Source organism: Planomonospora antibiotica (genome assembly GCF_014647955.1).
Classification (GTDB): Bacteria; Actinomycetota; Actinomycetes; order Streptosporangiales; family Streptosporangiaceae; genus Planomonospora; species Planomonospora parontospora.
Genome location: NZ_BMQE01000003.1, coordinates 263,553 through 284,365 on the forward strand (window position 1 = coordinate 263,553; position 20,813 = coordinate 284,365).

At 72.8% G+C, this 20,813-nt stretch carries 16 protein-coding genes; 5 read left to right on the forward strand and 11 right to left on the reverse strand.

Annotated features, from left to right (window positions below):
- Positions 1-143 precede the first annotated feature (143 nt).
- From cofD to IEZ06_RS04465, 4 genes are all read left to right on the forward strand, one after another.
- Positions 144-1,190 carry a 2-phospho-L-lactate transferase gene (gene cofD / locus IEZ06_RS04450; protein WP_229797774.1) on the forward strand — a complete coding sequence of 349 codons (1,047 nt, stop codon included), beginning with the start codon at positions 144-146 and terminating at the stop codon, positions 1,188-1,190.
- A complete protein-coding gene (locus IEZ06_RS04455) occupies positions 1,187-2,515 on the forward strand; it encodes a coenzyme F420-0:L-glutamate ligase (protein ID WP_189235341.1) in 1,329 nt (442 codons plus the stop codon). The genes cofD and IEZ06_RS04455 overlap by 4 nt, the downstream gene beginning before the upstream one ends.
- A gap of 90 nt (positions 2,516-2,605) precedes the next feature.
- Positions 2,606-4,096, forward strand: a complete 1,491-nt coding sequence (locus IEZ06_RS04460) for an ATP-binding protein (protein WP_203871797.1) — start codon at positions 2,606-2,608, stop codon at positions 4,094-4,096.
- Between the two features lie 42 nt (positions 4,097-4,138).
- Positions 4,139-4,957 (forward strand): sugar nucleotide-binding protein, encoded by an 819-nt coding sequence (locus IEZ06_RS04465; protein ID WP_189235342.1) that lies wholly within the window; start codon positions 4,139-4,141, stop codon positions 4,955-4,957.
- 95 nt (positions 4,958-5,052) lie between these two features.
- On the opposite strand, the gene IEZ06_RS04470 is transcribed toward IEZ06_RS04465, so the two are convergent.
- The 7 genes from IEZ06_RS04470 to IEZ06_RS04500 form a co-directional block, all read right to left on the reverse strand.
- Positions 5,053-6,339: an ATP-binding protein gene (locus tag IEZ06_RS04470; RefSeq protein WP_189235343.1), complete on the reverse strand. Its 1,287-nt coding sequence runs from the start codon at positions 6,337-6,339 to the stop codon at positions 5,053-5,055.
- A gap of 260 nt (positions 6,340-6,599) precedes the next feature.
- A complete protein-coding gene (locus IEZ06_RS04475) occupies positions 6,600-8,270 on the reverse strand; it encodes a substrate-binding and VWA domain-containing protein (RefSeq protein ID WP_229797775.1) in 1,671 nt (556 codons plus the stop codon).
- Between the two features lie 161 nt (positions 8,271-8,431).
- Entirely contained in the window at positions 8,432-11,008 is a 2,577-nt protein-coding gene (locus IEZ06_RS04480; RefSeq protein ID WP_229797782.1) for a bifunctional FO biosynthesis protein CofGH, read from the reverse strand.
- 557 nt (positions 11,009-11,565) lie between these two features.
- Entirely contained in the window at positions 11,566-12,474 is a 909-nt protein-coding gene (locus IEZ06_RS04485) for a DNA-3-methyladenine glycosylase family protein (RefSeq protein WP_189235346.1), read from the reverse strand.
- A 91-nt stretch (positions 12,475-12,565) separates the two neighbouring features.
- A complete protein-coding gene (manB, locus tag IEZ06_RS04490) occupies positions 12,566-13,660 on the reverse strand; it encodes a mannose-1-phosphate guanylyltransferase (RefSeq protein ID WP_189235347.1) in 1,095 nt (364 codons plus the stop codon).
- Between the two features lie 122 nt (positions 13,661-13,782).
- A complete protein-coding gene (locus IEZ06_RS04495) occupies positions 13,783-14,712 on the reverse strand; it encodes a lysylphosphatidylglycerol synthase transmembrane domain-containing protein (protein WP_189235348.1) in 930 nt (309 codons plus the stop codon).
- Positions 14,709-15,563 carry a class I SAM-dependent methyltransferase gene (locus IEZ06_RS04500; protein WP_203871796.1) on the reverse strand — a complete coding sequence of 285 codons (855 nt, stop codon included), beginning with the start codon at positions 15,561-15,563 and terminating at the stop codon, positions 14,709-14,711. The genes IEZ06_RS04495 and IEZ06_RS04500 overlap by 4 nt, the downstream gene beginning before the upstream one ends.
- A gap of 102 nt (positions 15,564-15,665) precedes the next feature.
- Here IEZ06_RS04500 and IEZ06_RS04505 point away from each other — a divergent pair, with 102 nt between their 5' ends.
- Positions 15,666-16,643 carry a lysylphosphatidylglycerol synthase domain-containing protein gene (locus tag IEZ06_RS04505; protein WP_229797776.1) on the forward strand — a complete coding sequence of 326 codons (978 nt, stop codon included), beginning with the start codon at positions 15,666-15,668 and terminating at the stop codon, positions 16,641-16,643.
- Here IEZ06_RS04505 and IEZ06_RS04510 read toward each other — a convergent pair.
- The 4 genes from IEZ06_RS04510 to IEZ06_RS04525 form a co-directional block, all read right to left on the reverse strand.
- The gene (locus tag IEZ06_RS04510; protein ID WP_189235349.1) at positions 16,586-17,695 is read right to left on the reverse strand and encodes a glycosyltransferase family 4 protein; all 1,110 of its coding nucleotides are present in this window, start codon (positions 17,693-17,695) and stop codon (positions 16,586-16,588) included. The genes IEZ06_RS04505 and IEZ06_RS04510 overlap by 58 nt on opposite strands.
- Before the next feature lie 14 nt (positions 17,696-17,709).
- On the reverse strand, positions 17,710-18,639 hold the full coding sequence (locus IEZ06_RS04515) for a glycosyltransferase family 2 protein (RefSeq protein ID WP_189235350.1): 930 nt from the start codon (positions 18,637-18,639) through the stop codon (positions 17,710-17,712).
- Positions 18,640-18,814: 175 nt separating this feature from the next.
- Positions 18,815-19,741: a permease-like cell division protein FtsX gene (locus IEZ06_RS04520; protein WP_189235351.1), complete on the reverse strand. Its 927-nt coding sequence runs from the start codon at positions 19,739-19,741 to the stop codon at positions 18,815-18,817.
- A gap of 13 nt (positions 19,742-19,754) precedes the next feature.
- Positions 19,755-20,723, reverse strand: coding sequence for a permease-like cell division protein FtsX (locus tag IEZ06_RS04525; protein ID WP_189235352.1), 969 nt, complete (start codon positions 20,721-20,723; stop codon positions 19,755-19,757).
- Positions 20,724-20,813: the final 90 nt, after the last annotated feature.

The following is a 20,813-nucleotide window of genomic DNA, read 5'->3' on the forward strand; positions in this document are numbered from 1 at the left end:
CGCGAATTGAGGCGCGTCGTGAGGGGGACCCGCCGTCCGCCGCTTTCCCCGGGATGATCTGCGGAAGCCGCTCCCGCCCTGGTCGCCCGGTGGATCCGGACCTTGGGGCCGGAGCGTCGCGAGCCGGTGGGAGACTGGACGGCATGCGCATCGTGTCCCTCGCCGGCGGCATCGGCGGCGCCCGCTTCCTGCGGGGCCTGCTGGCCGCCGCCCCCGACGCCGAGATCACCGTCATCGGCAACACCGGTGACGACATCACCCTCTACGGCCTGCGGGTCTGCCCCGACCTCGACACCGTGATGTACACCCTGGGCGGCGGCATCGACGAGGAGCAGGGCTGGGGGCGGCGGGACGAGTCGCACGTCGTCAAGGAAGAACTCGCCGCCTACGGCGTCGAGCCGCAGTGGTTCGGCCTGGGCGACCGCGACTTCGCCACCCACATCGTGCGCACCCAGATGCTCGACGCCGGCTACCCCCTCTCGGCGGTCACCGAGGCCCTGTGCGCCCGCTGGAATCCCGGCGTGCGGCTGATCCCGATGAGCGACGACCGGACCGAGACCCACATCGTGATCAACGACGGGCAGGGCCGCCGGGCCGTGCACTTCCAGGAGTGGTGGGTGCGCATGCGCGCCTCCGTCCCGGCCGAGCGCATCCTCCTGGTCGGCGCCGACGAGGCGAAGCCCGCACCCGGTGTGCTCCAGGCCATCGAGGAGGCCGACGCGGTGATCCTGCCGCCGTCCAACCCGGTGGTCAGCATCGGCACGATCCTGCAGATCAAGGGCATCCGCGAGGCCCTGGAGGGCAAGATCGTCGTCGGCGTCTCCCCCATCGTCGGAGGCGCCCCGGTCCGCGGCATGGCCGACGCCTGCCTGACCGCGATCGGCGTGGAGACGACCGCCCAGGCGGTCCTGGAGCTGTACGGCGCGGCGCTCGTCGACGGCTGGCTGGTCGCCGAGGAGGACGCCGGGGTCCGCCTGGACGGGGTCCGGGTCGAGGCCCGGCCGCTGATCATGCACGACGCCGGATCGGCCGCCGCCATCGCGCGGGCCGCCCTCGACCTCGCCGCCGAGCTCTCGGCCGCGCGGTCGCGGCCGGACGGCGGCACCGGCACCGGCACCGGCAATAGTGGGGACACCGATGGCAGCGGGGACGCCGGTCTCGGCGGCGGCACCGAGAAGGGGGCCCGATGAGCAGGATCCGGCGCTTCCGGCAGGACGAGGCCGAGCCCTCCGAGGTCCGCATCGAGGTCTTCACGGTCGACGGCATCCCCGAGGTGCGGGAGGGCGACGACGTCGGCGCGCTGATCGCCGCCGCCCGGCCCGACCTGCGCGACGGCGACATCCTCGTGGTCACCTCCAAGATCCTGAGCAAGGCGGAGGGCCGGGTCCGCCGCGGAGCCACCCGCGCCGAGGCCATCCGGGACGAGACCGCCCGGGTCGTGGCCCGCCGCGGCGAGACCGTGATCGCGCAGACCGCGCACGGCTTCGTCATGGCCGCCGCCGGCGTGGACGCCTCCAACACCGAGCCCGGCACCATCGTGCTGCTCCCCGCCGACCCCGACGCCTCCGCCCGGGCCGTGCGCGCGGGCGTCCGGGACCGGCTCGGCGTCTCGGTCGGCGTGGTCGTCTCCGACACCTTCGGCCGCCCCTGGCGCAACGGCCAGACCGACATGGCCGTCGGCGTCGCCGGGGTGCCGCCCATGCTCGACTACCGCGGCCTGTCCGACGACCACGGCAACGCGCTCGAGGTCACCGTGACCGCCATCGCCGACGAGTTCGCGGCCGCCGGCGACCTGGTCAAGGGCAAGCTCGCGCAGACCCCGGTGGCGGTCGTCCGGGGCATGGCCGAGTACACCACCGAGGACGACGGCCCCGGCGTCCGCGAGGTCGTCCGCCAGTCCGAGGACGACATGTTCCGGTACGGCTCGCGCGACGTGGTCTTCGCCCGCCGTACGATCCGGGAGTTCTCCGCCGAGCCGGTCGACGGCGCCAAGGTGCGCCGGGCGGTGGAGGCGGCCATCGCCGCGCCCGCGCCGCACCACACGACGCCGTGGCGGTTCGTGCTGCTGGAGTCGGCGGGGGTGCGGGAGAAGCTGCTCGACGCCATGCGCGAGGCGTGGATCGCCGACCTGCGCGGGGACGGCTTCTCCGAGGAGTCGATCGCCAAGCGGGTCCGCCGCGGCGACGTGCTGCGCAACGCCCCCTACCTGGCCGTGCCCTGCCTGGTGATGGACGGCTCGCACACCTACCGCGACGACCGCCGCAACGCGGCCGAGCGGGAGATGTTCGTGGTCGCGACGGGCGCCGGGGTGCAGAACTTCCTGGTCCAGCTCGCCGTGGAGGGCCTGGGCTCGGCCTGGGTGTCGTCCACCATGTTCTGCCGCGAGGTGGTCCGCGACGTGCTCGGCCTGCCCGCGGACTGGGATCCGATGGGCGCCGTCGCCATCGGCCGCCCCGCCGCCCCGCCCCGCGACCGCGCCCCCCGCGCCGCCGCGGACTTCACGATCGTGCTGTGAGCCGGCTTCCCCGGAACTCGCGCACAGAAGTGTAAATCGGCTTACGTTGTTTTACGTAAACCGATTTACACTTCCCTGCGGGAGGTCATCGTGGAGAAGCCCGCGGACATCGTCGGCAGAGACCGGCAGTGGCGGACGGTCGAGCGCTTCCTCTTCGAGGGGGGGCGGACCGACGGGCCGCTCCGGCTGGGGCTGGTGTCGGGGCGCCGCCGTACCGGCAAGACCCAGCTGCTGACCGCCGCCTGCGAGGCGGTGGGCGGCCTCTACATCGCGTGTGTGCAGGATGAGGGGGACCGCGCGGCCAGGACCAGGTTCACCGCCGCGATGACGGAGCACGCCGGGCTGGGAACGGTGCTGAGGGGCGAGCCGGAGTCATGGGACCGGCTGTTGCGCGCCGCCCTGGAGACCGCGGCCCGCACGGCCCCCGCCGGGTCGCCGGGACTCGTCGTCATCGACGAGTTCCCCTACGCGATGGCTCACGCCCCGCAGCTGCCCTCCCTCGTCCAGCATCTGTACGACGACTCCCAGAACGGGCGGGCACCCGGAGGGCGGCTGGTCCTCTGCGGTTCCGCGCTGAGCGTCATGCACAGCCTGCTGTCGGGGACCAAGCCCCTGCGGGGACGCGCGATGCTGGACATGCGCCTGTCCGCGCTCGACTACCGCGAGGCCGCACGACTCTGGGGCATCCGGGAGCCGGATGTGGCGCTGCGGATGCACGCCTGCGTGGGAGGGATCCCCGGCTACCGCCCCCTCATGGCGAGCGTCCCCGCGACGGTGGCGGACTTCGACCCCTGGGTCGTGGAGAACCTGCTCGCGGTGGACGTCGGCGTCTTCACCCGGACCGAGGTCGACTACCTCCTGCGGGAGGACCCGAGGATCACCGCCCGCGCCGTTTACTACGACGTCCTCAGCGCGGTCGCGGCCGGCGCGCACACCCCGTCCAAGATCGGTGCGGCCATCGGCAGGGACAACAACGCGGTGCGCTATCCGATCGACGTCCTGGAGTCGGCCGGCTATCTGACGAAGACCCACGACCTGCTCCGTTCGCGGAAGCCTGTGATCACCGTCTCCGACCCGGTCATCCGCTTCGACCGCCTGATCACCGCACCGTACCTCGGGCAGCTCCAGCTGGGACGCGCCGAGCAGGTCTGGCGGGCCACCGCCCCGACCTTCCGGTCCGACATCCTCGGCCCGCATTTCGAGGAGCTCGCCCGCGAATGGGTCCGCCGCTTCGCCCCGGACGAGCTGGGCCGATCCGAAGGCTTGGGTGAAGTCGGGTTCGCCAGCGTTCAGGACCACGACGGCAGAGCGAAGCACGAGATCGACGTGATCGCCCTCGACGGCAGGCGGGTCCGCCTCCTCGGCGAGGCCAAGGCCACCCTCGCCCGCCGGGGCCTTCCTGACCTCGAACGCCTCGACGGCATCCGTGGCCTACTCGAACGGGAGGGCTACGACACCTCGGAGACCGTCATCGCGCTGTTCTCCACCACGGGCTTCACCTCCGACCTCGAACAGACGGCGGCCACCCGCCCCGACCTCGAACTCGTCGACCTCGACCGGCTGTATCAGGGCACCTCCTGACTTCACCGCTTCGGAGCGACCGATCAACTATGGTGGCCGGTCATGAGGTTCCTCATCGTCGGCGGCAGCGGTCTCCTCGGCGGCGAACTCGTCCGGCGGTGCTCGGCGGCCGGGCACGAGGTGGCCGCGACCTACCTGACCCGGCCGGGAGAGACCGCGGGTGCCGAGTGGTCGCCGCTCGACGTGCGCCGGCGGGAGGACGTCGACGCGCTGATCGGCGCGTTCCGCCCGGAGGCGGTCGTCAACGCCGCCTACCGGCAGGCGGACTGGACGACCACGGCCGTCGGAGCCGCGAACGTGGCTCTCGCCGTCTCCGCGACGGGCGGACGCCTGGTCCACGTGTCCAGCGACGCGGTCTTCTCCGGTGCCGCGGTCCGCTACGACGAGACGTGCGTCCCCGACCCGATCACCCCGTACGGCGCGGCCAAGGCCGCCGCCGAGACGGCGGCGGCCGCGATCGCGCCGACCTCGGTGATAGCCCGGACATCCCTCATCATCGGCGACGGCGGCTCCCCGCACGAGGCGCTGGTGCATTCGCTGGCCACCGGCCGCGAGCGGGGAGTGCTGTTCACCGACGACGTGCGGTGCCCCGTGCACGTCACCGATCTCGCCGCGGCGCTCCTCGAACTCGCCGCGTCCGGGCACCACGGCGTCCACCACGTCGCCGGAGCCGACGCGGTGAGCCGGTACGAACTGGGATTGCTCATCGCCCGGCGCGACGGACTCGATGCGGACCGGCTGCCCTCAGGCCGGCGAGCGGACTCCGGCGTGCCCGGCCCGCTGGACGTGCGCCTGGAGTGCGGCACGACCCGGCGGCGGCTCCGCACCAGGCTGCGCGGCGCGCGGGAGTTCCTGTGCTGAGGCCCACCGGTGGTCCCGGCCTGCGGACCGTCTCCTCCGTATGAGCGGCCGTCGGGATGGCGTGACGCTCCGGCCCGGCCGGCTTCGAATCCCGATCAGACCGGCGCCTTCTCGCTCACGCCGTCCACGGGCGCGTTCGCCCAGAGCACGGAGATCGGGGCGGCGATGATGCGGTCTCCGTAGGAAAGCACGTGCTCGCCGAGATGCATGACCACACCCGCGACGAACCGGTCGCCGAGCTTCTCCCGCAGCCAGGCGAGATGGCGGCCGTCGGCCGATGAGGGTGAAGCCGAGGCCTTGACCTCCACGGCGAGGATCCGGCCGTCCGGGGTCTCGCAGATGAAATCGATCTCACGACCATCCCGGTCACGGTAGTGGTAGATCTCGAAAGCGTCTCCCATGAGGCTCCGCAGCTTCATCAGTTCGGTGAAGACGAACGTCTCCACCAGGCCCCCGAGCGCGCGGTGGCCCGGCTCACGTAGTGCGCCGGGCGTGACCCGGAGGAGGTGCGCGGCCAGTCCGGTGTCGGTGAGGAAGACCTTCGGCGTCTTGGTCAGCCGCGAGGTCATGTTCGTGGACCAGGCCGGGAGCAGAGAGACGAGGAAGACGGTCTCGAAATAGGACGTGTAGGTCCGGACCGTGTCGCCGGTCACCCCGAGCGAGCGTGCGATGTCCGCCTGCAGGAAGGTGCTGCCGGAGCGCGCCGCGATCAGACCGAGGAGCCTCGGCAGAGCGCTCGCATGGTGGACCTCCGCGAACTCGCCGATGTCGCGGGCCACGATGGTCTTCACGTAACCGGTGTACCAACGGTGGCGCGAGGTCTCTGTCGAGACTTTCAGCGCTTCGGGGAAGCTGCCCCTGCAGAGGACGTCGAGGTAGTCGTCCCGCTGCCACTCTGACCGCTCACCGACCACCTCGGCGGGCGCATGGAACACCCTCCGGAGGAAGTCGCAGCCCCCTCCGGTCCGTTCGCTCATGCTGAACGGCCACAGGTCGATGAAGACCGCCCTTCCGGCCAAGGACTCGGAGAGCGTGGGCACGGTCAGGAAGCGTGTGGATCCCGAGAGCACGAACTGTCCGGGCGAACGGTCACGGTCGACCTCCCGCTTGATGGCCAAGACCAGATCGTCCCCACCCCGCTGGACCTCGTCAATGATCAGAGGTCGGCTTCCGGCACGGGCATACGACGTGGGGTCGGCCTTCGCGGCACGGAGCTGCTCGACCTCGTCGAGTGAACGATAGGTCCCACCGAACTCCTGCTGGAACAGCTCAAGGAGCGTTGTCTTCCCGGCCTGTCGAGGACCGTTGACCACCACCACGCGGAAGTCCGACACCGATTCGCGGAGCTGCTCGGATGCCGCCCTGGAAATCAGTTCGTCCACGTCCCCCTCCTCGACATTCGAGATCTGCCGACCCCGTCAGTCGGAATCTGCCGAGCACTCTAGTCGATATCTGCCGAACCTGTCAGTCGGAATCTGCCGAACTGGTTGTTCGAGATCTGCCGGATATTTCACCCGGAAAACGCTGGAAGGCCGGTCGACTACCGGCGACCGACCTTGCCACCGGCTCCATGCGGTTCAGCCGGATGTCGAGGCCTACGCGGTGGCCGGTCCTCGCTCGCGGACCGGCCGGGCCGGGCAGGTCAGGCCTTGCGGCAGGTGGGGTGGCAGAGGCGGCGGGCGAGGGCGGAGAGGAAGACGTCGATGATCTCGCCGGGCTCCCGGGCGACGTGCAGGGAGCCGTTGGTGATCGAGGCGACCCGGTCGAGGGTGGCGCGGTCGAGGTCGTCGCCGAAGGCCAGCACGACGACCTGGACGGGGTACTGCGGGTCCCACTCCTCGCGCAGCCTCTCGGCCAGCTCCCCGCCGGAGATCCCCCTGCCGTCGTCCTTGCCCGCGGTGATGACCAGGAGCGTGTTGTTCATGCCCTCGTCGTAGGCCCCGGTCAGCTCGCGGAACCCGGCCAGGATCGAGTCGTGCAGGGAGCTGTCCCGCTTCGCGTCGGCGCGCAGGGTCCGGGTGAGCTCCTCCAGGCGGCTGCGCCGGATGACCTGCCCGTCCTCGGCCTCGGTGATCGGGCCGATCCCCACCCGCTCGCGCTGGTCGCCGCCCGTGCCCTTGGCGTCGGCGAACTCCCACATGCCCATGTGGGTCGAGTTCGGGAAGAGCTGCAGGCCCATCCGGGCGGCGTCGAGGGCGACCGTCAGCTTGGTCCTCCCCTTGTCCCCCCTGATCGGTTCGGCCATGTGCCGGGAGGCGTCGGCCAGGACCAGGATGTTGGTCGGCGGGGCCAGCCTGCTCCACGCCTCCAGCGCCTCGTCGATCACCGCGGGCACGATGGTCGGGCGGGTGCGGGGCGCCTCGGTGGGGATCTCGGGGCCGGGCGCGTGGGGGCCCAGGCGGCCGTCGGCCGAGCGGAAGCCCGCCCGCCGTACCGCGTCCTGGGTCTCCGGGGCGCGGAGCCAGGAGGCGAAGGCGCGGGAGCCGGCCGCCCTGACCGGGTCGCCGGAGGTGACCACGTAGGGGTAGTCCAGGTTGATGGTCCCCTCGCGCGGATGGAGCGCGACCAGCGGGTCGGCGGAGGGCCGCCGGTTGTGCTCCCAGACCGACTGCTCCGGGACGATCACGACGGGCCGCTTCCAGAACGAGCGCTCGTCGATCGCGTCGAGCATGCTGCGGTAGTCGGGCGCCGCCCCGGCCTGGGCCCACCGGACGAACGCGGTGAGCGCCCGGTCGGCCTCGGCGCCGGTGCCCACCACGTCCCTGGCCGCGGCCACGGTGGCGATGCCGGCCCCGGCGAGCGACGGGTCGGGGACGCGGACCACGTCGGGCTCGTTCTCCGTGGGCTGGACGCGGCCCCGGGTGGTCGGCGGGAAGACCATCCGCCAGTTCATCTCCGTCCTGCCGACCGCGAACCGCTTCGCCAGCGAGCTGCGGGTGGCGAAGACCAGGGGCGAGGTGGCCATCACGGTCTCGGTGCCCGCCAGGTCGGCCGCGCCCTGCTTGCGGGCCAGCCGGATCCAGGCGGAGGAGTCGGAGATCCAGCCGTCGGGGCGGGAGGCGAGCACGCCCGCGGTGTCCCCGATCAGGGTCCGCAGCACGGTGGCCGGGGGCCGCTCGGTCACCTGCACCAGCACGCACCGGCCGTCGGCCTCGGTCCTGCTCGCGTTGAACCGCCCGGCCGCCTCCATCACGGTGGGGGCGATGTCCACCGCGGCGGCGACGTCCACCAGGACCGGCTCTCCGGAGCAGTCCGCACCGATCCGGTCCGTGATCACCACCACGGCTCCGGCGGCGGCGACCGCCAGGGCCACCGCGGCGAGTGAAACACGTGTCAGCGCCTGATGCCGGCGCCTCTCGGCGCCGGCGGCCACGCGATGTCGACCGGAAGAGGGCACGCTGGGACCTCTCGCTTCAGGGGAATGACAATTCTCCCAACACCCCCCTTACATAGCGCAAGTCAACAGAGAACTTGTTATAGACGCTCAAGCGGCACGAAGTTACGCACACTTTGACAAACACCGTCACTGGCCGCCGCGGCGGCCAGCCGCTCCGCGCTCGGCACGCCGTACGAGGTGGTCCGCTGCCGCACCGGCCGCCCGGTCGGGGCGACCATGGCGGCGAGCTCGGTGATCGTCTTGAACGAGCCGTTCTCTGACCCGGCCATCCGGCTGATCGTCTCCTCCATCAGCGTGCCGCCCAGGTCGTTGACCCCGCCGGAGAGCACCTGGCGGCACAGGTCGTCGCGGAGCTTCACCCAGGAGCACTGGATGTTGCCGATCGCGCCGTGCAGCAGGATGCGGGCCAGCGCGTGCACGGCCCGGTTCTCCCGCGCGGTCGGGCCGGGGCGGGCGATCCCGGCCAGGTAGATGGGTGCGCTGTGGTGCACGAACGGCAGCAGCACGAACTCGGAGAACCCGCCGGTCTCCTCCTGGATGCGGCGGATGAGACGGATATGCCGGACCCAGTGGGCGTGGGTGTCGACGTGGCCGTACATCATCGTGGAGGTCGTCGGGATGCCCAGCCGGTGGGCGGTGGTGACGACCTCCACCCACTCGGCGGCGGGCAGCTTGCCCTTGGTCAGCACCCAGCGCACGTCGTCGTCGAGGATCTCCGCCGCGGTGCCCGGCAGGGAGTCGACGCCGGCCTCCTTCGCCGCGGCCAGCCAGTCCGCGACGGACAGGTTCGTCCGGCTGGCGCCGTTGACGACCTCCATCGGGGAGAAGGCGTGGACGTGCATCTCCGGCACCCGCGCCTTGACCGCGCGGGCGATGTCGAAGTAGGCGGTGCCCGGCAGGTCGGGGTGGATGCCGCCCTGCATGCACACCTCGGTCGCCCCGGCCCGCCAGCCCTCCTCGGCCCGGTCGGCGACCTGGTCGAGCGAGAGCGTGTAGGCGTCGGCGTCGGTACGGCGCTGCGCGAAGGCGCAGAACCGGCAGCCGGTGTAGCAGACGTTGGTGAAGTTGATGTTCCGGTTGACGACGTAGGTCACCTCGTCGCCCGCGGCCTCGCGGCGCAGGCCGTCCGCGATCCGGCAGAGCTCGTCCAGCCCCGCGTCGTCGGCCCCGGCTCCGTCGGGTCCCCCGGCCAGGCCGAGCAGGGTCAGCGCCTCGGCCTCGCCCAGCCCCGCGGGGTCGGCCTCCGCCCGGCGCAGCGCCCGCAGCACGTCCCCGGAGACGGCGCCGGGACCGGGCCGCGGCGCGGCGGCGGGCAGACGCTCCTTCAGCGCCTCCCAGTCCCCGTAGACGTGGTCGAAGTCGTCGCGGCGGTCGGCGGTGCGCCCCTCGGCGTCGACGGCGGTGTGCAGGTCGGTCCTGCCGGAGGAGGCGAATCCGCCGTCGGGCTCCTGCCAGGGGCGGCCGGTGATCTCGGCGCCCTCCCTCGCGAGCCCGGTCGCCGGGTCGGCGAGGGCCGCGACGTGCGCGGCGAGCCGCGGGTCGAGCCAGGGCTCCCCGGCGAGCACGTACTCCGGATAGATCGTCAACCGCTCGTGCAGGGTGAACCCGGAGGCGGCCGTGCGCTCGGCGAGCTCGTCGATCTGCGGCCAGGGGCGCTCGGGGTTGACGTGGTCGGGAGTCAGCGGCGACACCCCGCCCCAGTCGTCGATCCCGGCCCGGATCATCAGGTCGTACTCGGCGTCGACCAGGTTCGGCGGGGCCTGCAGGCGCGTCCTCGGCCCCAGGACCAGGCGGGCCACCGCGATCGTGGCGGCCAGCTCCTGCAGGTCGGCGTCCGGCATGCCGCGCATCGCCGTGTCGGGCTTGGCGCGGAAGTTCTGGACGATGACCTCCTGGATCCCGCCGTACTCGCGGGCCGTCTTCCGCAGCGCGAACAGCGACTCGGCCCGGTCCTGCACCGTCTCGCCGATGCCGATCAGGATGCCGCTGGTGAAGGGCACGTTGGAGCGCCCGGCGTCCTCCAGCACGCGCAGCCGTACGGCGGGGTCCTTGTCGGGCGAGCCGTGGTGGGGCTGCCCCTTCTCCTCGAACAGGCGGCGCGAGGTGGTCTCCAGCATCATGCCCATCGAGGGCGCGACCGGCTTGAGCCGCTGCAGGTCGCGCCAGGTCATCACGCCGGGGTTGAGGTGCGGGAGCAGGCCGGTCTCCTCCAGCACCCGGATCGCCATGGCCCGCACGTAGGAGAGCGTGTCGTCGTAGCCGTGCGCGTCCAGCCACTCGCGGGCCTGGTGCCAGCGGTCCTCGGGCCGGTCGCCCAGGGTGAACAGCGCCTCCTTGCAGCCCGCGGCCGCGCCCTGCCGGGCGATCTCCAGGACCTCGTCGGGGCCGAGGAAGGCGGACTCCAGCTTGTGCGGGGCCGTGGCGAACGTGCAGTATCCGCACCGGTCCCGGCAGAGCCGGGTCAGCGGGATGAAGACCTTGCGGCTGTAGGTGATGATCCCCTGCCGCCCGACGGCCTCCAGCCCCGCGTCCCTGACCCGTCCGGCGTGGCCGAGCAGGGTCTCCAGGTGGGAGTCCCTGGCGTGCAGCAGGACGGTGGCTTCGGACGGGTCGAGGGCTTTGCCGTCGCGTGCCCGGGCCAGGGCCCGGCGCATCGCGGTGTCGGTGGGAGTGACGCTCATGTACGCACATTAGGTCAACGCCGTAGAGCCCAGGTCCCTGACCTCCGCCTGCCGCCCTCCCGTCCGGCCCGGGGAGAGCGGCGGCGCGACACGACCCTTCTAAAAATAATGAAAATTGACATAGAAGGCGCGGAGATGGTCTGCTGGGGTCACGACCGTCGGCGAGACCTCTCGCACCCCCACCCGAGGGCGTGGAGCCGGGCTCACACCGCCCACCCGGCGGTCGAGGTCACGGTCGTCCCGACATCGGAGCGGTCGCACATCCTGGCACCGCACCACAGAAAGTTGAGCATCCCTAAACAGTCAACTCAAGCAGATCTAGATGGACGTAAATGCTTGTGCTTGCATAGATTAGAGACATCCCACCGGGACATCCCACCGGAACACCATCCAGGAGCAGGAAATGATCTGGTTCTTCGTCGCCCTCGCCGCCGTCGCCGTCCTCGCCCCGCTGATCGGAGCCGACACGCGCGACGGTCGTGACTGGAGACCGTCCGACCCGGAGCCCTACGGACTCGGAGCCGACGGCTTCAGAACGAGCGGTAGTCCCGTGCCGGCATCCGCGGCCCGCGAGCGGGCGGCCGCGCGCCGGCCAGCCTCAGCAGTCGGCTGACCCGGTGGCGGTGCCCCCGGTAGGGGGCCAGCAGCCGGAGCATGCCCGCGTCGTCGACCCGCTCCCCCGCCAGCGACCAGCCCACCAGCGACGGCAGGTGGTAGTCGCCCACCGAGACCGCGTCGGGGTCCCCGTGGGAACGCTGGCGCACCTCGGCCGAGGTCCACACCCCGATCCCGGGCAGCGCCCGCAGCAACCGGTCCAGCTCCGCACTGTCCCCCGCCGCCTCCAGCTTCGCCGCGTGCCGGGCGGCGTTCGCGATCGTCCTGGCCCGTACGGCCTCCGCGCCGGCCCGATGCCAGTCCCAGGTGGGGATCGACCGCCAGACCTCGGGCTCGGGGAAGACCCGCATGCCCTCGGGAGCGGGTCCCGGCGCGGGCCCGCCGTACTTCAGCAGCAGCCACCGCCACGCCCGCCGGGCCTCGGCCAGCACGACCTTCTGCTCCAGCACGGCGGGCACCAGGGCCTCCAGCACCCGGGAGGTCCGGCAGATCCGCAGGCCGGGGTGGCGCCTGGCCGCCTCGCGCAGCACGCGGTGCCCGGGGACGAACCCCGACGGGTCGTCCTCGGCGCCGAGCAGCGCGGGCAGCGTCTCCAGCAGCCACCCGGCCCCCGGCCCCCAGGCGGTCCCCACGACCTCGCCGCCGCGCCGCGCGACCCGGAGCATGCCGGGACCTCCGGGCGTCCGGCAGGTCCGCCAGACCGCCCCGTCGGGCGTCCTCCGCCAGGTCGGGTCCCCGTCCCCGCGCCGGCACGGCCGCAGGACCAGCTCGAGGTCGAGCGGCCCGTCCCAGCGCAGGCACCGCTCGGTCGCGGTGACGCTCACCGGCGGCCTCCGGGCGTCGCCGGGGAGGCCGGGCCGCCCTCCCACGGCGCTCCGGCACCGCCGGTGAAGCGGTGACGCTCGTCCATCCCGCTCAGACGTCGCTGGAGAAGCGGACCGCGCACTCGGGGAGCACGACGCCGGGCCAGACCCGGCTGCCCGCCAGGAGCTCGTTGCCGGCGCCGACCACGGCACCGTCGCCGATGACCACGTCGCGCAGGACCGTCCCGGACGAGACGCGGGCCCCGATGCCGACCACCGAGTCGACCACCTCCGCGTCGGCGTGGACCACGCAGTCGTCGCCGAGCACGCTCCCGGTGATCCGGGCCCCGGACTCCACGACCGCGCGGGCGCCGACCACCGACCCGCCGGAGACCTTGGCCTCGGGCGAGATCATCGCACCGGGCAGCGCGAGGAAGTCACCGGGCGGACCGGGCAGCGCGGGCGAGGCCAGGCGGCCGAGGACCAGGTCGCGGGAGCCCTTGACGAAGGCGGCCGGGGTGCCCACGTCCAGCCAGTAGGAGGCGTCGGCGTAGCCGAGCACCAGGGCGCCGTCCTCGATCAGCCCGGGGAACGTCTCCCGCTCGACCGAGACGACCCGGCCCGCCGGGATGGAGTCGATCACCGAGCGGGTGAAGACGTAGCACCCCGCGTTGATCAGGTTGGTCACCGGGTTCGGGGTCTTCTCCAGGAAGGCGGTGACCCGGCCCTCCTCGTCGGTCGGCACGCAGCCGAAGCGTGAAGGGTCCTCGACCTCGGTGAGGTGCAGCGTGACGGCGGCCCCGCGGGACACGTGCCGGGCGACCTGGTCGCCGATGTCGTGCCCGGACAGGATGTCGCCGTTGAGCACCAGCACGGGCGCGTCCGGGCCGCAGGTCAGCGCCTCGGCGGCGTTGCGGATCGCACCGCCGGTGCCGAGCGGGGTCTCCTCGGTCACGTACTCGATGGAGAGCCCGAACGCCGAGCCGTCCCCGAACGCCTCGGAGAACATCTCCGCCCGGTAGGACGTGGCGAACACGATGCGGCCCACCCCGAACGAGCGGGCCCGCGCGAGCTGGTGCGCCAGGAAGGGGACCCCCGCCGTGGGCAGCAGCGGCTTGGGGGTGCCCAGCGTCAGGGGACGCAGCCGCGTCCCCTGTCCTCCGACGAGGAGGATCGCCTCAAGATCCGACAAAGGGGTCTCCGCCATTCCGAGAGGTTAGCCCACTGTTCGACAGGCCGTTGATAGGGATCGCTCCCCTGATCGGCCGCGTGGAACCCGACGTTCCCACTTCGCCTCACCCTACGGGGAGAGTCCCCGGAAGCGTGGGATCAATCACGTGTCTTTTCACCGGTCGCCATCACGTCCGGGCTCTCCGCCCGCCGGGCCGCCAGCCCGGCCGCGCCCGCGCAGACCAGGTCTCCGACGATGATCACGATCCGCGAGCAGAGCGCCGCGGTGATGGCCGACCCCCGGTCCAGCACGGGCGCCAGCACCGCGACCATCGCCACCTCGCGCACCCCGGCCCCGGCCGGGACCACGAACGTCATGATCCCCAGGCACCAGGACAGCGCGAAGGCCCCGACGGAGAAGACCGCCACCGACGGGCCGGACGGGCCCAGGTCGTACAGGATCGCGGCCAGGTGCAGGCCGTACGCGGTCCAGCCGAGCAGCGCCCAGCCCAGGGCGGTGAGCATCCCGCGCCGGGTGAGCGGGCGCTCCAGCGGCTCGCGGCCGAGCCGGCGCAGCCCGAAACCGATGACCGCGTTGACCACCCGCGGCTCGAGCGCCACCGCGAGCACGGGCACCAGCAGGAACACCCACGCGTACGGCGCCGCGGAGCCCGGCAGTGCGGCGAGCAGCGTCACCCCCGAGACCAGCAGCCCGCTGCCGAGCTGGACCGGCATCGTCAGGAAGAACGCCGCGGCGCTGCGCGGCCGGGGCACGCCCAGCTCGCGGCCCATCTCCATCTGGGCGACGACCGGCCAGAGCGAGCCGGGGATGTACTTGCCGAGCTGGCCGACGAAGAAGACCTTCGCCGCGGGGCGGGCCGGCAGCGGCGAGCCGAGGTCGGCCAGCAGCGCCCGCCACGTCATCATCCCGCCGCCCAGCGCCGCGACCACCGCGACCACCGAGAGCGGCAGCGCCGTCCACGACAGCCGGGCGAACCCGGCCCGCACCGCCTCCCACTGCCCCGCCACCGCCCACGCGCCGAAGCCCAGCGCGACGAGCAGGAACCCGATCCGGACCAGCCGCTTCACAGCGGGACGACCGGGTCCGGGGGCTGCGGCAGGCGCGCTCCCGCCGGGCGCCGGGTGCTCTTGGTCGCCACCCACAGGTAGGTCGGCACCACCGGCAGCAGGGCGCGCAGCACCGCGCGGGGCAGCCGGGACAGCACGGCCTCGGCGGCGCGGCCGACGGCGCCGGGGAACAGCTCGGAGCCGGCGAAGGCCGCCGGGGTGGCCAGCACCGGGAAGGTGTAGTCCCAGACCCGCAGGCCGCGGACCATCCTGCGCAGGCCGCGCCGGGTCCGGTAGCGCTCGTAGTAGCTGTCGGCCCGGCCGGACAGGCGCACGTAGCGGTCGGCGAGCGCGGGCGGCAGGTAGGACAGGAACGGCAGCCTGTAGTGCGGCTCCATCACCCCGAGCCGGTTGCCCAGGCCCAGGTAGAGCACGCCCTCGTCGGACAGCACCCGGCGCATCTCCGCCATGATCGCGTCGGGGTCGACCACGTGCTCGTAGATGTGGTTGAAGACCAGCACGTCGATCGAGCCGTCAGGGAAGGGCAGGGCGGTGCCGTCGGCGCACACGAACTCGACCCGCTCGCCGAAGCGCGCGGCCGCCCTGCGCAGGCCCGGCACGTCGATGTCCACGCCGAACGTGCGGGCGGCGCCCGCGTCCGCCAGCTCGTCGGCGATGAACCCGGCCGAGCAGCCGATGTCGGCGACGGTCAGCCCCTTCAGCACGTCGGTGTCCCGGCCGAGGAAGTGGCCGAGCACGGCCACGATCTTCGCGGCCTTCCTGCGGCGCTTCTCCTCGTCCAGCATCGCCGCCTGGAACTCGGAGTACTCCAGCTGCGCCTGCCGCTCCGCACCCGCCCTGCCCGTCGCCATCCGCTCCACCGTTCCTCGTCCGCCTGCTTGCGCGCGGTGCCCAAGGCTACCGGTGGGCCGCGACCCTACCGCCGGGTAACCTCCACGTCGTACTCTGAGCGGATGCTCAGCCGCCTGCTCAGCCGCCTGCGGACCAGCCGCCTGCTCCGGGTCCTGCTGGCCCTGGTCGCCCTGGCCTTCGCCGGGTACGGCCTGCACCGCAACTGGGACGGCACCGTCGCCGCGCTCGCCCGGCTGTCCTGGTGGTCCCCCGCCGGGGCGTGCGCGGCGGCGATGGCCGGGGCCGGCCTGATGATGGTCGCCTGGCAGCGGGTCGTCGCCGGGCTCGGCTCGCCGTTCCCGCTCGGGGTGGCCGCGCGGGTGCTCTTCGTCGGCCAGCTCGGCAAGTACGTCCCCGGCTCGGTCTGGGCCTACGCCGCGATGATGGAGCTGGGCCGCGACCACGGCTGCCCGCCCCGGCGCACCTTCAGCGGCACCTCGATCGCCCTGGTGGTCTCGCTCGGCTGCGCGGTCGCGCTGGCCGCCGCCACCCTGCCGTTCACCGCCCGGTCGGTGGCCGAGCAGGCGTGGTACCTCGCCCTGGTCATCCCGGTGATCGCCGTCTGCCTGCACCCCAGGGTCCTCACCTGGGGCCTGAACCTGGTCCTGCGCCTGGCGCGCAGGGACCTCCTCGACGAGGTGCTGCCCGGCCGCGCCCTGCTGGCCGCCGTGGCGTGGACGGTCTCCGGCTGGCTGGTCTACGGCCTGCACGCCTGGCTCGTCATCGGCGACCTGACCGGCGACCTCTCCCCGTCCGCCTACCTGCTCGCCGCCGGGGCCTACGCGTTCGCCTGGGCGAGCGGCCTGCTCGCCGCGTTCGTCCCGGCGGGCGTGGGCGTGCGCGAGGGCGCGATGGTCCTCGTGCTCGCGCCCGCGGTCGGCACGGGCAACGCCGTGGTCGTCGCCGTGCTCTCCCGCCTCGCCTTCACCTTCACCGACGTGGCCTGGGCCGGGATCGGCTTCCTGCTGGGCCGCCGGGCCGCTCAGGCCTCCCCGGGGGAGGCCGCCGAGACCAGCGCCTCGACGTACGCCGCCCAGTAGGGCCCGGGGTCCACGGCCTTCACCCCGGCGCGCAGCCGCTCCGGCTCGCCGGGCGCGTAGAACCGCGCCAGGACCTCGCGCAGCGACTCCACCGAACCCGGCTCGGCCAGCAGGCCGTCCACCCCGTCGGTGACGTGGTCGCCGAGCGTGCCCACCCTGGTGGCGATCACCGGCACGCCCTGCTCGTGGCCGAGCCACACCTGCTGGCTGGCCGTGCCGCTGCGGTAGGGCAGGACCAGCGCGTCCACGTCCTCGAACAGGCCCGGCACGTCCTCGGCGGCCACGTAGCCCGGCCGCAGCTCCACCCGGCCGGTCAGCCCGAGCTCGGCGACCAGCGCCTCCGTCTCGGCCTGCCCGCCCCAGAACTCCCCGGCCACCCGGAGCGCGACGCCCTCGGGCAGCGCCCGGATCAGCAGGTCGAGCCCCTTGTACGGCCGGACCAGCCCGAAGAAGAGCAGCCGCCGGTGCACCCGCCGCCCGGTGTCCGGCTCGGCCCGCTCCCGCGCCCCGGCCGGCAGGTGCGGCGCCATCTGCGCCGTCGTCACCGGCGCGGGCGCCAGCGCGCGGGCCAGCTCGGCCTGCGCCTGAGAGTGGACCAGCACCCCGTCCACCCGGCGCAGCAGCGCCCGCATCAGCGGCGTGTCGTACGGCTTGCGCTCGTGCGGCAGCACGTTGTGGCACAGCGCCACCACACGGGGGGCCACCGCCTTCGCCCGGCGGCGCAGGCCGTACAGGATGCCCAGGTACGGCGGGACCTGCACCGGGCTGAGCACGGCCAGGACCACCAGGTCGGCCGAGCGCAGCCGCCGCCCGCAGGCGATCCAGCCGTCCGGGCGGCGCCAGTCGAGCACCCGGCGGACGTTCCCGAACGGCTCGCCGTCGGGGGTGTCGGCGGTCTGCCGCCCCGGATAGAGGAACGAGGGGTACTGCGCCTTCCACGACTCGATCACCACGTCGTGCCCGGCGGCCCTCAGCCGGTGGGCGAGCTCGGTGGTGTGCGCGGCGCCGCCGCCCTTGTAGGGGTAGGTCGGCCCGACGATCGCGATCCGCATGCCCGCTTCCGCCCCTACTCGCTGCGGGAGCGCACGATGAGGTCGGCCAGCAGCGCCAGCGAACCGATCAGCAGTCCGGTCACGAAGATGATGATGGTGTTGTTGGCCAGGTAGAACGGGGTCTTGACGTTGTCGTAGACGCCCTTCGCCAGGCCGATGCAGACCAGCCAGATGGCCGGCGGCATGAGGACCTTGAGCGGGTTGAAGTACATGACCATCCGCAGCACCTGCAGGATGTAGCGGTAGGCGTCGGAGACGAAGCTGAACTTCGACTTGCCCGCCCGCTTGCTGTACTCGATCGGCAGGTAGTAGACGTCGTGCTGGTTCGACAGGAACGACAGCGTGATCGTCGTGACGCACGAGAACCCGGGCGGCAGCAGCCGCAGGTACGGCTTGGCGACCGACTTGCGGAAGGCCCGCAGGCCCGAGTTGAGGTCGGGGATCCGCTGCCCGGCCAGCCATTCGGCGATCTTGCGGATGACCCACTTCGCCGGGACCCGCAGGAACTTGTGCGAGCCCTCCTCGGTGGTGCGCGCGCCCACCACCTGGTCGATCCCGGGGTCCTTGTCCAGGATCTGGACCAGCTCGGGGATGCGCTCGTTCGGGTAGGTCATGTCGGCGTCGGTCCACACGACGATCTCGCCGCGCGCCTCCTGGCTGCCGATCCGGCGGACCGTGCCCGACCCGCCGTTGCGGTGGAACGCCCTGATCCGCATGTGCGGGAAGCGCGGCGCGGCCTCCTTGAGCCGGGCCAGGGTCTCGTCGGTGGAGCAGTCGTCCACGGCCACGAGCTCGTAGGTGTAGCCGCTGCCGTCCATGGCCCGGCAGATGCGCTCGACCTCGTCGATGACGTGGTCCTGCTCGTTGTAGCAGGGCAGGACGATCGTGACGTACGGCGTTGCGTCCACAGCTGGTCCACTCTCGGGGGTCTCGGGCGTGCTCACGGCAGGCGAGGATACTCTGCCCGGCCGGATCCCGGACCCGCATCACCCGCTTCGGGCGTTCCCGGCGCCGTCGTCGGCGGGCCGGGGATCGCGCCCTTGAACCACTCCGGCGCACCGCTCCTGCGGGCGGCGGAGAGCAGGGTCCGTCCCCGGCGGGAGCGTCTTCGGCGAGCCGCTATTGCCTGGATTCGACGCGGTACACCGCGCTGACCCCGGGCAGCGACTTCAGCGCCTTGGCCGCGGCGGGGAAGGCGGCCGGATCGGAGAGCTTCACGTAGAAGGTCTCCCTGGACAGGTCGATCCGGAACATCCTGCCGCCGGCCGGTTCCTCCGGGTAGTAGTGGCGCATCAACCGGGTGTGGTGCTCCCGGTCCTGGAGGTAGACCGTCTCGGCCTCGGGGAGCGTCCAGATCCGGTCCAGGACCGCCTGCCGCTCCGCCGCGCTCACCGCGCCGGTGACCCCGGCGGGCCGGTTCTCCGGGCACGCGTACCGCGACCAGTCGTCCGTTCCGCACAGGACGACGGCGAGATCGGCCCTGCCCCACCAGAAATCCGCAGGATCGCGCTCCACCCGGTCGACCGCGGGCATCGCCCTCACCTGCCGGGCCACCGCCGCGAAGTCCCCGCTCCGGCGCAGGACGGCCCTGACCGTGGGGAAGGGGTCCACCTCCCCCGAGGGCTCCTCCCCCAGGTCCGCGTAGTAGGCCAGCGTCTCGCGGCGGTTCTGCTCACCGCTCACGAAGACGACCCCGGCCAGCTCCGGCATCGTCCGCATGCGCTCGGCGACCGCCCGCCCCTCGGCGTCGGTGGCCTTCCGCCGCCCGGGGCAGCGGCCCCCTCCTCCGGGACCGTAGCCCTCGCACAGGAAGACCACGAACCGCAGTTGTTCCGGGAGCGCCGCCTCCGGCGGGGGCAGCGGCTCGAAGGAGCGCTCGTACAGGTACCGGCCCCCGATCCCCGCCGCGCCGAGCACCAGCAGCACCACGGCGCAGACGGACAGGAGCCTGACCAGCCCGGCGTGCGCCCGCACCCACGCCTGGAGCCGCGGCTCCTTGTCGGGATCGCCACCGCCGAAAGAGATCTCTTCATACCCGGACGACATTCAGGAAACTATGTCAATCACCACTGGATATGGCCATCCGGCCCATCGCGAGCGAGTGCCCCTCGGGATGCCCCTCGGCGCGGACCGGGGCCACCGACCGGACGCCGGGCAGGGACTTCAGCGCCGCGGCGGCCGCCGGGAGGTCGGCCGGGCCGGAGAAGCGGACGTAGAAGGTCTCGTAGGACCTGTCGAACCGGAACAGCGGATCGCTGGCCGGGCGCTCGGGGTGGTAGTGCCGCAGCAGCCGGATCCGGTGGTCGCGGCTCTCCAGGTGGACCGCCTCGGCTCCGGGCAGGTCCCAGATCCGGTCCAGGACCGCCTGCTTCTCCGCCGCGCTCGCGGAACCCGTGACCCCGGCGGGCCGGTGCTTCGGGCACGCGTACCGGGACCAGTCGTCCGTCCCGCACAGGTGCACGGCGAAGTCGGCCCTGCCCGCCCAGAAGTCGGTGGGGACGCGCAGCACCCGGTTGACCCCGGGGAGCTCCTTGAGCCGCCCGGCCACCGCCGCGAAGTCCGCACTCCGGCGGAGCGTCCCCTCGACCCGCGCGTGCAGGAACGCCAGCTCGATCTTCTCCGGCTCGCCCGCGTCGGTGTAGTAGGCCAGCGTCCTGCGGCGGTCCTCCTCCCTGCTCACGAGGACCACCTCGGCCAGCTCGGGCATCGCCCGCATCCGCTCCTCGACCGCCCGGCCGTCGGCCTCCGTCGCCTCGCGCCTCTCCCGGCACGCCCACGCCTCCGCGCCCAGGCCGCACAGGTGGGCCGCGATCCGCACCTGGGCGGGGAACGGCGCGTCCGGCGGGGGCAGCGGCTCGCGGGACCGCTCGTACAGGTACCGGCCCCCGGCTCCCGCGGCCACCAGCACGGCCGCCACCGTGAAGCAGACCGCCAGCAGCCGGGCGTGCGCCCGCACCCACGCCTGGAGCCACGGCTCCCGGTCCGGATCACCGCCGCCGAAGGAGATCTCTTCGTACCCGGAGGACATTTAAAAAACTATGCCCAATCAAGGAGGAAATCACCATACGTACATCACCCCGTCATACGGGTGGTCGTTCCCCGAACCCGTCGCGCTCCT